Origin of the sequence: Pseudoalteromonas luteoviolacea NCIMB 1942, from assembly GCF_001625595.1 — a bacterium.
Taxonomy (GTDB): Bacteria; Pseudomonadota; Gammaproteobacteria; order Enterobacterales; family Alteromonadaceae; genus Pseudoalteromonas; species Pseudoalteromonas luteoviolacea_A.
This window is the reverse complement of the sequence record NZ_AUXT01000150.1, coordinates 1-15,310: the sequence shown is the minus strand read 5'-3', so window position 1 is coordinate 15,310 and position 15,310 is coordinate 1. Positions and strand designations below refer to the sequence as shown.

Genomic DNA, 15,310 nt, shown 5'->3' with positions numbered 1-15,310 from the left:
TCGTCACAAGTATCGTATGCGTTTTAAAGGTGTAGTGTATAAAAAGTATTTTTTTGAGCATCATTACTAACTATTTGAAAGTTGCACTTTTCTAACGTTCGAACTGACCCTAAATTATTCGGATCAACTCCAGCATAAACGGTCTTTGCTAATGATTGGGTGCGAAGATATGCCAAGCACCCAAAGAGCAGCTCCGTGCCATACCCTTGATGCCAGTATTGCTCATTGATCAAATAGCCAATATGGGCAATTGATTGTTCTATGTGAAAAATAAATAATCCGAGCGGCACATTTTGCAATTTGAGTGAGGCTTGGTTTATTGTCCCTTTTGGCAGAGCCAAATATATCTCGCTCTCAATAAGTTTGTTATTGAGCCAATCAAAAGCGTGATTTGCGTCAGGACGTGTTTGCCAATCCTCGGGCAAAAAGGCTGCGGTATCGGGGGTCAATATCCCAGTAATGATGGCGGCGCTATTTCGACTGGTGATAAGTGACTTACAGTTGTACAAGTCTAAGCGCGCTGTTTGAAGGAGTGGTTTCATTGTTTATTACTCTTTTGGGCGACAAATATAGGCCGCCCTAAATTAGGTGAACTGTTATTAACCTTAGTTACTTTTTTCCATCTGAGCTTGTTTAAATGCCATCACCTTTTGATGCCCTGTTAGGGCAGGTCCTGAAATAGCTTTAAGTAACAAGCTCCCAAACAAAATGAGTAAAGCACCAACTAGAGCATCTAAAAACCACGCTATTGGCAAGGCTGCAGCGCCCAAATAGGCTGGCATCACCTCGGATGAGAGGAGTGTATATTGCCCAGTGAGTAAGTGAAGCATAAGTGCAACCCAAAATCCAAAGCAGTAAGGACAATGCCAAGCATCGTACAAGTAAGCCAAGGGCTTAGGCAGGTTTGCAATCAATGTATTAAACCAAGTCCCCCAGTCTGGCAACTTTTCCCAAATTAAGATGTGTAGTGATAGCCCCATTAGTACAATGGAAAAGTTAACATTCAGCGTTGTATCTACCATCGCTTTATCCTCAAATCAGCTTTTTTTAATATGGATTTATTCTATACTAGTATTTACAAGCTAATAATTGACGTTTTTTATTTAAAATCGGCTTATTTTAAGATTGTGAGAAATCAATGCATACTTTAGCTGTTGGAGAGGAGTATATAAGTGCTCTTAAGGAGAAAAAGCATGGTACCCACAGTGAATGTGTACTGACTTTTTTAGCTTCAGGTTCGTTGGATATAGCGCATCGACGAGCTTTCAAGGTGTCAAAAGGCATGTTTAGTGTTGTGCCGCCTGGTGTTCCGCACTCATTAATTAAAGGGCTGGATTTACATGTATTGTGGTTAAGCTTCTGCCCTGATTGCTTGGATCTGACAAACAGCGAATTAATGGCCTCCTTTGAAAGTGTTAAACAGGGGGCGTTGCCAGCTTTCAATACTGAGCCAAGTAGGCGCGAATTTATTAGGGTCTTGTTTTACGAGTTAATGGCAGCAAATAAGCAAGGCTTTAGCTTGGAAGTGCAGCGCAGCTTTGTTGTGCTGTTGCTCAATGAGTTGAACAGAGCCGGTCAAAGCGACCTTCATCACACGCACTATAACGACAAAGTCATCAAAGCTATGACCTATATCCAGGCCAACTATTTACAGCCTATTGGGCTTAAAGAAGTGAGTGAAGCTGTGCATGTCAGTGCGCCTTATTTAGCAGCCCTATTTAAAAAAGAAACGGAGTTTACAGTGGGGCAGTGGATTACGCAGAAACGTTTATCTCAAGCATGCTTGCAATTACTTCATACTTCCCTGCCAATAAGTCAATTAGCTGAGCAGTTGGGGTGGAGTGATACCACCCACTTCATTCGCCAATTTAAAAAACATCTAGGCCAGACGCCAGCGGCTTGGCGTCGAAGCTGCGAGACTGAAAATAATTAGCTAGGACGCCTCTTTTGTCATAGACAAGCGTAGTTAAAGCGCCTTCAAACATCGGTTGACGATTTGATCTGCTTGTCTGGTAGTTTCTGGTAAACGATATTTGGGTGTTAAATTAGTAATCCATTCAACGGCTGTTGTAAGATTGATTTTATGGCCAATAGACACAAACACGGGCTTAATTCCATTCTGAGTTCTCAATACTTTTCCTATGCACTGCTGATTATCAATTAAGTCACTGTTGGCTCCTTTGGACTCTGGCGGAGGCGTATATTCGCCAAGCAGTTTTGATTTTCCACAGCCTATGGTCGGTATATCTAGAAGTACGCCCAAATGAGAAGCCATGCCACATCTTTTTGGGTGAGCGACCCCTTGACCATTACACACGATGAGATCTGGTACGGTAGTGAGCTTTTCTATCGCGCCGAGTAGTGGCGGTACTTCACGAAAAGAAAATAGCCTGAGAACATACGGGAAGCTAATCGGCTCTATAGCTATTTGTGATTCCACCACTTCAAATGTGGTAGCGTCTAGCACCACAACAGCACCAACAACTTTGTTTTTTGCTTCATCGTAGGCGACATCGACATCCGCGATGTAGTTTACTGATTCAAAATCATCGGTTGTAATGATTTGCTCTGATGTTTGAGGTTGAATATATTGCATTTTATTTTGACAACTCAGAGTACTTACATGAGTAATCTATTTGGGGCAGAGCTTATATCTCAAGTGGTGTGATGAAAAAGAAAAGTTTTGATGGCATGAGTTTGCAGACTGATATTTAAATAGAGTGCTTGGGCGAAGCTTGCAGTTACCAGCTTCGTCGTCCAGGCACCAAACACATCTAATATTTTATGGATGTTCTAAAATCATACCTAAAGCCAACTGACAGAGAATCGAAATCCTGATCATTGGCGTAGGATTTAGTTAAGTACTCAAGGTGTACACGCAGTGGAGGTGCAGGCAGCCACTCAAAAGTGATATTAAAACCATCAAAGCTTTGATTGTTGGGATCGCTATCGTCAAATCCGTCATCAAAGTCAAAGTAACCCGTTTTTAGTTTGTAGTGCTTCCCGAGCTTATACGCAAACGATAAGTCAAAAGTGGAGCCGTCTCTATCAACAATATTGTGTCGCTCATAGGTTTTATCTTGGTATGCAACTGCTGCATATAACTTGTCGGTAAAGTCATAGGCAAAAGCGGCTGCCCAAATAGAGTTTTCACCTAAGTGGGTCTGTTGGTCGTACACTTCGTTCATTTGGTATGTGACCGCAGCGTGTAAACCGTCTTTGTCGTAGCTCAGGCCCATGTTAAACAAGTCGTTATTGTTATCATTATTGGCACCGTCAAATTGGCCAACGGCGACAAACGTGAGTGGGCCGCTGTCAACACGATAGCTAATTAAATTATCCACAAAAAAGATACTCTCAGGGTCATAAGCGTAAGGGCTATTTGCATGATTAAAAATGTCGACGTATTCGGCAATAAATAAGTATTGCGCAGGGCGTTGTTTACCTATGCCAAAGCGACCGATTGGTGTCACTAATGCCGTATAAGCTCGCCTAGAGCGACCAAATTCACCGGTATTCTGTACGTCTATACTCCATTCGCCATGTAACTCAGCGGCCCAATCTTCATTGAACCTATGAGTCGCCTTCACACCAGCATGAGACAGCGCATCCCTAACGTCATATTGATCCTCGCCTCTGTCCTCGATCCGACCAAAAGTAGGGCGCATCGTTGCGTATACATCAACTGTGTGAGTGTGCGCCTCTGAACCCTCCATTTTCTTGTCTTTCTTTCGGGCTTTTGGTTTATCTTTTGGTGGAGATTGCTGTAAAAATCGCCGCTTAAGATCTGCAAGTTGCGCCTCTAGCGCTTTGATATCTTCCATGGTGACGGGATTATTTTCTGAGGCAGCTATACAGGGGGATGCCAAAGAAGATGAGAGTAAAACGGCAAGGAGAGAGCGAGTCGCTGTTTTCATAGTCTTTAAACCAATTAGTTGCGATAAAGCGAATTATAGACAACACTTTGCGGTGTTGACTGATTTTTTTCTGGCGAATAACTATGAAGATTAGAACCAAGTTTTCAGTCGCTTCTGCGCTGGTGGTATTTCTCATTATCCTAGTGATCAGCGGCACTACCTATTGGTTTATCAACGATTCCATGAAACAGAAAACAGCTGCTTATGTAGCTGATACAACAAAGCTCTTAGCAATTGGCATTGATAATTGGCTATCAAAAAAAGCTTCGCAAGTTCATGTGGTCAAAACGCAACTGGATGCAGACTTTAGTACAGAGAGATTTCAAACGGCGTTAAACACACCGTTTTTCAAAGACTCGTTTTTATTGGCTTTTGGCACTGTTGAAGACGAAACAGGGTTGAGGTCAAACAATCCCAACAGGCAAAATCCGCCCGGCGTAGACTTTCGCCAGCGCCCTTGGTATTCACTTGCCCGTCAGCAAGGTAAAACGGTTTTTACCAGCCCCTATATTGATGCAGCAACAGGAGAGCTTTTACTCTCTGTGGTATCTCCAATTAACTACAAAGGGACATTTAGAGGCGTGATAGGGGGTGATTTAAGCTTGGATACTATCGCGAGTAGCATTAATGCAGTCGATTTTGACCATACAGGGTTTGCTTTTTTGGTTGATAGAGAAGGTAAAATCATTTCTCACCAGCAGACCGAACTCAATGGCAAAACACTCAAAGACATTTCTCCAAACCTTTCGTTATCCCAAACTAAAACGATCCTAGAAGTGGAGGTAGGCGGCGATGATAAAATCATGTACTACTTCCCATTGGATGATCAGTACGGAAATGCTTGGTACTTAGCCGTGATGCTCGATAAAGCCAAGGTGTATGATGCACTCAATAGCTTGACCCTGAATACCTTTATCATTGCTATCATGGCGATTGTATTAGGCTCTTTGAGTATTAGAGCACTGGCAATTCACCTTTTGAAACCGCTTAAAGAGCTGGAGGCAGCGATAACAAATATCGCTTCGGGAAGTGGGGACTTAACGCAAAGGCTTACAATCAAAAACGACGATGAATGCGGTAAAGTCGCGAGACAGTTCAATGTATTTCTGGCTTCTTTGAATCAGTTGGTCACACAAGTTAAGCAAGGCACAGATATTGTTGTTTCAAGCAGTGAAGCGGCTAGAGAACTTTCGACTCAATCAAGCTCTAGATTGCAAGAGCAAGTTGGACTTGTTGAAAGCTTGGCGACAGCGATGCATGAAATGAGTACTACTTCTAGCGAAATTGCAGGCAGTGCCCAAAATGCGGCAAGCTCTATAACTACCGTGAACAATAAAACTAGAGACGGACAGCAAGTATTTTTACAGACTAAAAACGAAATTTCGACTTTATCTGAAGAAATCAATGAATCACATGCAATGAGCACACAGCTAGCTGAATATAGCCATAGCATCGAAAATATTTTGTCTGTGATTAATGGCATCGCGGAGCAAACAAACTTATTGGCTTTAAATGCTGCTATTGAAGCCGCAAGGGCGGGGGAGCAAGGTCGTGGGTTTGCGGTAGTGGCCGATGAAGTCAGATCGTTGGCAACCAAAACCCAAGAGTCGACGACTGAGATTAAAAGCATGATTGAACAAATTCAAGTTTCTTCAAATCAAGTTCAAAACGCGATGGGAGCCAGTCGGGATAAAACTCTACTATGTGTTGAGCAAACTGAGCAGGCAACGCAAATGCTCAATGAAATATCAGAATCGGTAAAAGACATCATGGATCGCAATATTCAGATTGCGACTGCGATTGAAGAGCAAAGTGTGGTCATTGAGGAGATCAATAAAAACACTGCAAATATAAATGATATAAGTGTTGAAGTAGACAACTTCTCCAGTCAGCAGTATCAAGCGAGTCAAGAGCTGGCTGAGCAGTCACATCAACAAGAAACATTGTTATCGAAATTCACTTTATGATGTACTGATCTGCTATATGCAGATGCGACAAATGTGCGTATTATGCCCCGTAGTCAACTGCCCTAGCGAGAAAGAGGAGAGAGGAATGGCTATTTGGGTTGATGCTGATGCGTGCCCTGTTGTGATCAGAGAGATTTTGTTTCGTGCCGCGGTAAGAACGCAAGTGACCGTGACCCTTGTTGCTAATCAATACTTAAAAACTCCTGCATCCCCCTATATTTGTAAATTACAAGTCAGTGCTGGCTTTGATGTCGCTGACAATGAAATTGTTAAGCGCGTGAATGCAGGTGATTTAGTCATCACAAGTGACATTCCGCTTGCTGCTGAGGTCATAGATAAAGGTGGTTTAGCGCTTAGCAGCCGCGGAGAAATGTACACATCTGAGAATATACGAGCGCGCTTAAACATGCGTGATTTTATGGATACACTGAGAAGTAGTGGTATACAAACAGGTGGGCCACCTCCACTAAGCCAAAGTGAGAAACAGCAATTTGCCAACTGCCTTGATAGGTGGTTACAACAACATAAATCCAAATAAAACCATCACTTTTCGACCAACCTGTATAGCGGTGCAGGTTGTATTACTGTCATTTTCGTTCTTCTGTCGTCTCGATCTTGCTATTTCATTGATCTTATGAACATTATATTTATCACAAAAGCATTGGTTACATCACCAATGAACGTCTTTTATATGGAGTAAGTTGATATGATCAGAGCTATGACAAGGCAAGATTTTGTTGCTTTTTGGCCTGTATTTAAAGAAGTAATCTTACAACAAGAGACATATGCATTTGACCCGCAAATGGATGAAGAGTACGCCTATCAACTTTGGTGTGAGCAGCCGCTTAAGAGCTTTGTGTACGTAGAAGATGATAAGGTGCTTGGCAGCTATTATCTTAAAGCGAATGCAATGGGGCCGAGCGATCACATAAGCAATTGCGGGTATATAATATCCCCTCAAGCGAGAGGCAAGGGACTGGCGAGAGAGTTATGTGAACATTCTCAAAAACAAGCATTGGAGCTTGGCTTTCGTGCGATGCAATTCAATTCAGTGGTATCGAGTAATGAAGTTGCCGTGTCCCTATGGAAAAAACTGGGGTACGATATTATCGGCACAATTCCAAAAGCATACAGGCACCCAAAACTTGGATTAGTAGATAGCTATATTATGTATAAATGGTTGCAGTAACCTATTTAGGAAGCGGTTAAATGAACAAGGATTTGGCATTTTATTATTTAGCAGACAAACCACAATATCTCGAAACAATTGCATCTTGGTATTTTAAAGAGTGGTGCGAGCAAAGTGGGCGCTACTCTTTGCTAGAAGTGAAGCAAAAGCTTGAAAAAGCACTTAATCAACACAGTTTGCCATTGAGTATTGTTGCTCTGCGAGGCGATGAATTAGTGGGTGTTGCAGAGCTGAAGTTTCATGAAATGGACGCATATTTAGAATATGAGCACTGGCTTGGCGGGGTTTTTGTGTCGCCTTCAGCCAGAGGTGCAAACATTGCGAAACATTTAGTATTGTACCTTATTGACCAAGCTAAGCGCTTAGACATTAAAGCGCTTTATTTGCAAACAGAATCTTTAGGTGGCGGTTTATATAGCAAACTAGAGTTTGAACCGCTTTTTGAAGCGGATTCAAAAGGTGTTCGGGTACTCGTTATGAAAAAAGAAATATGAGTATAGGTAAATGATCACTGGTCTCAACCATATAACACTCTCGATAACGGACTTATCGTGCTCTATTGGGTTTTATAAAAGCTTGGGAGCAACATTACATGTGAGTTGGCAAAATGGCGCTTATTTATCATTTGGAGATTTATGGTTATGTCTGAACTTGCACCATAACCCAAATAGTAGTTTCAATACTGAAAGTGATTACACTCATTTTGCATTGAACATTGATGCGAAGGACTTTGGGGGTTTCCGAACTAAAGTAGAGGCGTTGAATATTCAATATTGGCAGCAAAACACCAGCGAGGGTGACTCGATGTATATTCTTGACCCAAATAGGCACAAGTTAGAGATACATGTTGGGTCACTGCAAAGCCGACTTGAAAGTTTAAAAGCGAACCCCTATAAAGGGTTAACTTGGTACCCTGATAAATAGAGAGTCTAAAAAGCCATTTTTAGTTATTAATATTTTTGCAATTTAATTGGGTAATGTTATTTTATAACAAAGGCTTATGCAATTATTTATGCCTCATTAAATTGACTTTTCTCGCGGTGCTGTTTATATTGTCGACGCATTATTTTTAATACTAAGGTGTTAGGTTGATATTCAGGGTAGTAGTTTACGCGATACTCATGATGGTGATTGCATTGCAGTCAGTGTCTTCTGTTGCGTCGCTCTCCGAATTACACTTAGTTGATGCAAAGCATCTGCAATCCAATCACGCACATCAACACGATGAGCAAGTCACAACAACCGTGAAATTGGATGAACATGGTCACGCTATACAAGATTGCCATCATTGTGGGCACTGTACTGGCAGCCACACTTCGTGGGTCAATACAAACGGTGTGAGCAATACCGCCTTTAACACTTCGAATCCGATTTTTTGCGTGCTAGACAGGCAGGTGCGCAAACGCATTGAATCAACATTTAGACCTCCAATTTACTCTTAATTCCCACAAAATTGGTTACTCAATTTTGGGCGGTTCAATCCGATTAGCCCTTTTAGAGTAACTGCATAGAATGATTTAGTTTGGGATTAGATCCAGATCTGAACTGGTTACGCATGCCGACTAAATAAGGTATAGCGCGGTCGTATGGTCGTGCCGATTTGTCATGCTTTTAAACACGCTCATAAAACGAGGCGTACATTTTATTGATGCATGATTTATCCCCCATAGATGCGACAACGATTTTATGTATTTGCGTTTTTTTGGGGGAACTGGAGTTATAAATAATGAATATCAAATTTATGCGAACGTTCGCAGTCTTTATCTTTGCTATCAATTTACACAGTACAAATGTGATGGCTGATAGTGATGATCATATACATGAAATCAAGCCGTCTTATAGGCCACATCTAGAAAGTGAAGTACATAACCATACACATGATGAGCCGCAAATAATTGTGTTAAGCCAAACGCAGCGCTCCATGGTGGGTATTGAAGTTGAGCAGATTAAGCCGAGAAGCTATGAACAAGTTTACTACGCGCCAGCAGAAGTCAAAGCAAATGGTTACACCAGTTACATAGTTGCTCCTAGAGCTGAGTCTGTTGTAATGAGCCGCCATGTAGTGTTGGGAGAAAAGGTGAGTGAGGGTCGCAAGCTAGTCACATTATTCAGTCATGAAATGGCGCAGGCACAAGCAGACTATTTGCTAGCTAAAAGCGATTGGGAAAGAACAGAATTGCTAGCTCGAGAGGCTGTCAGCGATAGCGAACGAGTGGCAGCCAAAACGAGGTTTGATGCTGCTTATGGGCGGCTAGTGGCGCTGGGTTTGAATGGTTTGGCAATTCAAAAATTGCACTCTTTTACACGTGAAACTCTAGGCCAATATACATTAGTCGCGGAACAGGCGGGTGTTGTGTTGAAAGATGATTTCTCTCAAGGGCAGCGCATTTCCGCGGGCAGCGAGTTAATGTTATTAGCAGACGAGCGCACACTTTGGGTTGAGGCCAAGTTGTCAGCGAGCACAGATCTTGAACCTGAGAAAATTGTCAAAGCTGTCGTTTCAATTGATAACCGAGAATATGTCGCCCAAGTTATTCAGCAAACGCACACCATTGATAAACAAACTCGAACCAAAGTAATGCGACTGTCTGTAGAGAATCCAAAGGACTCGTTGCACGCTGGTATGTTTGTGGAAGTGAGCTTTTTCGTAATATCAGCACGCAAAGAGATGATAGTGCCAGAATCTGCGGTGATGCGAGACTCGGAGCAAAACTGGGTCGTTTTTGCAGAGCAGCCAAGCAAAGCATTTTTACCTGTACAGGTAAAACTAGGGAAGCAGTTAGGGGATAAGCGCATTGTTTTTGGTCTTCCTGTTGGAAGTCGTGTTGCTATAAAAGGTGCTTTCTTTATTGCTTCTGAGTCCGCTAAAAGTGGCTTTGATCCGCATAATCACTAGGAGTAGATAAATGTTAAACAATGTGGTTTCGTGGGCAGTGCAAAATAGGTTCTTAGTTCTGATTATGACTGCGCTGATGATGATTGCCAGTGCAACTGCTATTCAAAAACTAAACTTAGACGCTTTTCCTGATGTTACGAATGTTCAAGTGGTCGTCAATACTGAGGCGCCGGGGCTGGCGGCGGAAGAAGTTGAACAACTGATCACATACCCGGTTGAAGCTGCCATGTATGCGTTGCCTGATGTTGAAGAAGTCAGATCAATATCGAAAACAGGCTTATCAGGGGTAACAGTGGCGTTTAAGGACGGTATCGACATTTACTTTGCTAGGCAGTTAGTTTTTGAGCGTTTACAAGAGGCTAAAGCACAGATCCCATCAGGGATGGGCTCCCCAACAATGGGGCCAAACACGTCAGGGCTTGGACAGGTTTTTCAATATTTATTGGTCTCTGAGCCTGAGTCAGGATATGACCAAATGGCCTTGAGAAGCTTAAATGACTGGTTAGTGAAGCTATTATTGATGCCAATTGATGGCGTGACTGATGTTTTGTCCTTCGGTGGTGAAGTACGTCAGTACCAAGTGAACTTAAACCCAAGAAAATTATTAGCGTATGGATTACACCAAACAGATATTCATACGGCATTGGCAAACAACAATATGAATGCTGGTGGGTGGTACCTAGACAGAGGGCAAGAGCAGTTGATAATTAGGGGGGCCGGTTGGTATGCCAGTGGCAGCCAAGGGTTGGAACAGATTGCACAGGTACCAGTTAAAGTTGTAAATGGTATCGTTATAAAAATTTCTGACGTGGCAAATGTTCAGTTTGGCGCGGAGGTTCGCCAAGGTGCAGTAACGATGACAACACGTGGCGAAAATGAGGAAGTCTATACGATGGGTGAAGTCGTATCGGGCATCGTTTTAAAAAGGTTGGGGGCAAACACGAAGGAAACAATTGATGAAATACAAAAACGGTTGCAATACATAGAGCAAGCTTTACCGGCAGGTGTGACTTTGGTGCCGTTTTACAATCAAGCAGAACTGGTCAATAAAGCTGTGAATACGGTTGTCAAAGCATTGGGGTTGGCATTTATTTTCATAACGGTGGTGTTGACGTTGTTCTTACTGAACATTAGAGCAACAATACTGGTACTTATTTCTATTCCTCTGTCAATCGGACTGGCCATGATGACTATGGTTTGGCTGGGTATTTCGGCAAATCTGATGTCCCTTGGTGGCGTTGCCATTGCAATAGGTATGCTGGTAGATAGTTCGGTTGTGATGACCGAAAACATTGTCAAAAAACTTAACCAACGTACGCATAACATGCAAGCAGAGGAAACTCCAATGGCTAAGGTAATTATTGAAGCTGCACACGAGGTTGCTCGATCGATATTTTTCGCTTCACTGATTATATTAATCGTCTTCATGCCATTGTTTAGTTTTGAGGGTGTAGAAGCCAAAATGTTTGAGCCAATGGCGATGAGTATTATGTTGGCTATCATATTTGCGTTAATTGTGGCGGTGACTGTGGTACCTGCGTTAGCGGGCATATTGTACCAAAAAGGTCTTCTACCTAAAGAAAATAAAGCCTTAAATCATCTGGAAAAGCTATATCGGGCTGCTCTGTCACGGGTAATTAACCACAAAAAAATATTAATCTTTAGCCTAGCTGCGCTCATTACATGCAGTAGTTATCTAGCATCTGAAATTGGAACGGAGTTTATCCCAGAGCTTGAAGAGGGCACTATCAACTTACGGGTGACTCTAGCATCATCTGCCAGTTTAAATACCGCTTTGGAAGTAGCTCCGAAGTTAGAGAAAAAGCTCCTTGAATTTCCTGAAGTCACCTATGCGCTAAGTAGAATAGGGCGCGCGGAAGTTGGAGGCGACCCAGAGCCGGTGAATAATATCGAGATCTACATTGGCCTGAAGCCTATAGAGCAATGGCAAACAGCGCAGAATCGCAAAGAATTACAAACGCTGATGAAAGAACGGCTTAGTGCGTTTCCTGGTGTTCTGCTCAATTTTTCTCAGCCAATAGCAACGCGTGTAGATGAGTTATTATCAGGTGTAAAAGCGCAACTGGCTATCAAGTTATTTGGTCCGGATCTTGGTGTGCTGGCAACAAAGGGCGCGGAGATTGAGCAGCTCATTCGAGCGATACAGGGTACTTCCGATGTGGCAATGGAGCAAATAGCAGGAGAAGCACAGCTGCTCGTTACCCCTGATAGGCAAGCGTTATCGAGATATGGACTATCAGTCGCAGACGTAATGTCTCTAGTCGCTGACGGGATAGGTGGACAAAACAGTGGGCAAGTCGTTAGTGGCAACGAGCGCTATGACATCAACGTTCGTATTGAGCCGAGATTTCGTAGCAGTCCTGCTGTTATTGAAGAGTTAACCATACTCTCTCCCAGTGGTGAGTGGGTCAGGTTAGGCGATGTGGCAGATATTACATTGAGTCTAGGTGCGCCACAGATCAGAAGGGATGATGTGCAAAGGCGGGTCGTCATTCAAGCAAATGTTATGGGCCAAGATATGGGACGCGTGGTTGCGAGGATACAAGAGCAAGTATATTCCCAAGTTGACTTGCCAGCAGGGTATACGGTTGTTGTTGGTGGTCAGTATGAAAGTCAACAGCGAGCACAGCAGCGTCTCGCAATCATCGTTCCTGTGTCAGTTTTACTTATCGGATTATTACTTTTTTTGGCATTTAAGTCTGTCAGGCAGTCTATTTTAATATTGATAAATATTCCGCTTGCGGTAGTGGGGGGAGTAATCGGCTTGTACTTGTCAGGTATGTACTTATCTGTTGCGAGTGCAGTTGGGTTTATAACGTTGTTTGGTGTAGCCATATTAAATGGTGTAGTAATGATTGAGAGTATTAACGCTCGCAATGGCCGAAATAGCATCCATGAAGCGGTACTTGACGGGGCAGCTTCTCGATTAAGGCCCGTTTTAATGACTGCGTTGACATCCACACTAGGTCTATTACCAATGTTGTTGTCTGAAGGTGTCGGATCAGAGTTGCAAAAGCCCATTGCGATTGTTGTGGCCAGCGGTTTGATAAGCTCAACAGTACTCACCTTATTTGTACTGCCAAGCTTTTACCCATTTTTTTCGAAAAATGTAGTTCGTAGCAATCCCTAGTTAATCTAGGCTTTTAGTAAAGCCCAAAAATTGGGCTTTACATTTACTTCGGTAGGTAACGGTTATGAAGCAAGAGTTTAAGAATTTTGAAGAGTTTTATCAGTTCTACCTTGAAGAACATAGCAATAAGTACTGTAGAAGAATGCATTTTATAGGGTCTTCATTAGTGGTAGCGGTGTTATTTATGAGTTTAATAACCCAGTGTTGGTGGCTATTAATTTTGTTGCCATTACTCGGCTATGGGTTTGCGTGGCTGGGGCATTTTATATATGAGGGAAATAAACCCGCCACCTTTACCTACCCATTGTATAGTTTGATGGCGGACTGGGTGATGATTAAGGATATAATCACCCGAAAAGTGTCTATATAGTCTTCTATTCAGATTTGGGTTTTACTGGTTGATTGAGTAAATATACTGCGCACAAAGCAAATGCCCCCCCCAAAGAAACGGCTAGGCTGAGCTGTTCCCCAAAATACCAAACAGATAGACCCATTGCAGTCACTGGCACAATGAAAATAAATGAGCTAGAGCGGTTTGCCCCTAATTTTTGTGTGGCAAGGAAGAAAATACTTGTAGCAATACTGACCACGACTGTAGATAGATAAAGCATGTGATACCAATATGTACTTGAATAGCTCGTAATATTAGCTAGAGGCTCGTAGTCATACGCAAATACATAACTGATGATAGTAGCCCACAAATACATAAGCGTGCTGAAAGTAAGGAAGTCTGAGAATTTAGTTCCTTGCTTGCTTATTAAGGTTAATGCTGCCCAAGTAATTGATGCGAAGAGGAAAAGCGCATTTCCAGAGGCAAAAATCTCGGCATAGTCGAATCGCCACACCTCAATCATCAACAGTCCGCCTACTAAACCAAATACTAGGCCTAGGATTTGTTTAGAAGATAGGGCCATACGAAACAAAATAAAACTTAGTATAAAGGTAAAAACTGGGTTTGTTGTGGTTACTAACATCCCCCCTTTACCAGGTAGTCCGTCTAATAATCCCATAAAAAAGAATTGATTATACATTGCCATCAAAGCACCAGCGGGCAGAGACCAAATTATGGCTTGGTAAGTACATCGTAGCGAGATTAACCTAAATTTGTGCATCAGATACAGGGTGGGCAGCATACTAATTACTGCAAGTGCAATACGGTAAAATACGGTAACCTGCGAAGGAGCCATATCAGCAATAATCTTTCCAGATATCCAACTCGACCCCCAAACTAGCATCGCGCTGATTAGTGCAATAATGATAGATGTTTCCCTTGATGAAGCTGCTACGGTGGTCGCTGTCATTTTTTCCCTTTTTTGGAATGTATTTATAAGTAAGGTTAGATGTGAAGGCACTTTATTAGCTGTTTTCGCTTTATGTTGAATGTGTATGACAGAATAGGCCTGTGTCGATTGTACAAACTTTGTCACTTTGGTTGAAGTTAATTTTACATCACTTAAATAGGTTTATTTTGAACTAGGCCTATCAATTAAAACTCGGCGTAATTTAATTGTGGGTTATTACACAACTAACTGTAATGCCCCGTAATTGCTTTTAATCTGAATATCCCTATAGTTGCACATAGATTATTCAGAACGAGGGAATCGCAATGTCTGCAAAAGTTACTGTGACATTTATCAATAAAACGGATAAGCCAATGTTCGCTTTTTTATTGCATGAAAAGCAGATTGTTGCGCTTACTTTAACCCAAATTTTTCCTGGCTCAGCATACCGTTTAAATGAAGAGGTAATGAACTTGGAAAATCTATCCGTTGGGTTTGGTCAATCTTGGTCTCGCGCTGACTTAGAGATGCAATTAGAGATAAAGCGTGGGATCACCGACTTTAATGTTGCATTAGATAGCAGTGGAGCCATGGAAATTATTACCAATGGTGAAACTAAATTGAAAAGGAAGCACTACTTCTATGGTGAGTCATTTTGCTAAGCAAGTGGTGCTCTTATATGGCAACTCGCTTTCAAGTGGCACATCTATAAATTGGGTTGATCCTCCAACAAGCCTAGGTGACATATTGGCATTGCCTAAACCAAGTCTTAATTACATATTCTGAAACCGGATTTTATCTCACTTTGTATAAGAAAAATGTTGTCCAACAGTTATTTTTCAAACGCCATACAATAAATAGTTAAAAAACGCTTGCGCCAATCTCAAATCTCCCTATAATGCGCACCCAC

At 42.2% G+C, this 15,310-nt stretch carries 16 protein-coding genes; 11 read left to right on the top strand and 5 right to left on the bottom strand.

The window, feature by feature from the left end:
• Positions 1–23 precede the first annotated feature (23 nt).
• Both N482_RS09270 and N482_RS09265 read right to left on the bottom strand, forming a co-directional pair.
• Complete coding sequence (locus N482_RS09270; RefSeq protein WP_063376771.1) at positions 24–542, bottom strand: GNAT family N-acetyltransferase; 519 nt, start codon at positions 540–542, stop codon at positions 24–26.
• A gap of 63 nt (positions 543–605) precedes the next feature.
• Positions 606–1,022 carry a hypothetical protein gene (locus N482_RS09265; RefSeq protein ID WP_063376770.1) on the bottom strand — a complete coding sequence of 139 codons (417 nt, stop codon included), beginning with the start codon at positions 1,020–1,022 and terminating at the stop codon, positions 606–608.
• A gap of 116 nt (positions 1,023–1,138) precedes the next feature.
• Here N482_RS09265 and N482_RS09260 point away from each other — a divergent pair, with 116 nt between their 5' ends.
• Complete coding sequence (locus N482_RS09260; protein ID WP_063376769.1) at positions 1,139–1,933, top strand: helix-turn-helix domain-containing protein; 795 nt, start codon at positions 1,139–1,141, stop codon at positions 1,931–1,933.
• A gap of 33 nt (positions 1,934–1,966) precedes the next feature.
• Here N482_RS09260 and nfi read toward each other — a convergent pair whose 3' ends face one another.
• Both nfi and N482_RS09250 read right to left on the bottom strand, forming a co-directional pair.
• Positions 1,967–2,596 (bottom strand): deoxyribonuclease V, encoded by a 630-nt coding sequence (nfi, locus tag N482_RS09255; RefSeq protein ID WP_063376768.1) that lies wholly within the window; start codon positions 2,594–2,596, stop codon positions 1,967–1,969.
• 178 nt (positions 2,597–2,774) lie between these two features.
• A complete protein-coding gene (locus N482_RS09250) occupies positions 2,775–3,917 on the bottom strand; it encodes a porin (RefSeq protein WP_063376767.1) in 1,143 nt (380 codons plus the stop codon).
• 83 nt (positions 3,918–4,000) lie between these two features.
• Between N482_RS09250 and N482_RS09245 the strand changes: the two genes are divergently transcribed.
• From N482_RS09245 to N482_RS09205, 9 genes are all read left to right on the top strand, one after another.
• Positions 4,001–5,884, top strand: a complete 1,884-nt coding sequence (locus N482_RS09245) for a methyl-accepting chemotaxis protein (RefSeq protein WP_063376766.1) — start codon at positions 4,001–4,003, stop codon at positions 5,882–5,884.
• Between the two features lie 85 nt (positions 5,885–5,969).
• On the top strand, positions 5,970–6,422 hold the full coding sequence (locus N482_RS09240; RefSeq protein ID WP_063376765.1) for a YaiI/YqxD family protein: 453 nt from the start codon (positions 5,970–5,972) through the stop codon (positions 6,420–6,422).
• A 168-nt stretch (positions 6,423–6,590) separates the two neighbouring features.
• A complete protein-coding gene (locus N482_RS09235; protein WP_063376764.1) occupies positions 6,591–7,073 on the top strand; it encodes a GNAT family N-acetyltransferase in 483 nt (160 codons plus the stop codon).
• 20 nt (positions 7,074–7,093) lie between these two features.
• Positions 7,094–7,567 (top strand): GNAT family N-acetyltransferase, encoded by a 474-nt coding sequence (locus tag N482_RS09230; protein WP_081227855.1) that lies wholly within the window; start codon positions 7,094–7,096, stop codon positions 7,565–7,567.
• 10 nt (positions 7,568–7,577) lie between these two features.
• Positions 7,578–7,997, top strand: a complete 420-nt coding sequence (locus tag N482_RS09225; protein WP_063376763.1) for a VOC family protein — start codon at positions 7,578–7,580, stop codon at positions 7,995–7,997.
• Positions 7,998–8,161: 164 nt separating this feature from the next.
• Positions 8,162–8,515, top strand: coding sequence for a DUF2946 domain-containing protein (locus tag N482_RS09220; RefSeq protein WP_155730551.1), 354 nt, complete (start codon positions 8,162–8,164; stop codon positions 8,513–8,515).
• 284 nt (positions 8,516–8,799) lie between these two features.
• Positions 8,800–9,969 carry an efflux RND transporter periplasmic adaptor subunit gene (locus N482_RS09215; protein WP_155730550.1) on the top strand — a complete coding sequence of 390 codons (1,170 nt, stop codon included), beginning with the start codon at positions 8,800–8,802 and terminating at the stop codon, positions 9,967–9,969.
• A 10-nt stretch (positions 9,970–9,979) separates the two neighbouring features.
• Entirely contained in the window at positions 9,980–13,120 is a 3,141-nt protein-coding gene (locus N482_RS09210; protein ID WP_063376761.1) for an efflux RND transporter permease subunit, read from the top strand.
• A gap of 64 nt (positions 13,121–13,184) precedes the next feature.
• The gene (locus tag N482_RS09205) at positions 13,185–13,490 is read left to right on the top strand and encodes a DUF962 domain-containing protein (RefSeq protein WP_063376760.1); all 306 of its coding nucleotides are present in this window, start codon (positions 13,185–13,187) and stop codon (positions 13,488–13,490) included.
• A gap of 4 nt (positions 13,491–13,494) precedes the next feature.
• Here the strand turns inward: N482_RS09205 and N482_RS09200 are convergent, their stop codons facing one another.
• Entirely contained in the window at positions 13,495–14,421 is a 927-nt protein-coding gene (locus tag N482_RS09200) for a DMT family transporter (RefSeq protein WP_063376759.1), read from the bottom strand.
• A 305-nt stretch (positions 14,422–14,726) separates the two neighbouring features.
• Between N482_RS09200 and N482_RS09195 the strand changes: the two genes are divergently transcribed.
• Positions 14,727–15,062, top strand: a complete 336-nt coding sequence (locus N482_RS09195) for a hypothetical protein (RefSeq protein ID WP_063376758.1) — start codon at positions 14,727–14,729, stop codon at positions 15,060–15,062.
• Positions 15,063–15,310: the final 248 nt, after the last annotated feature.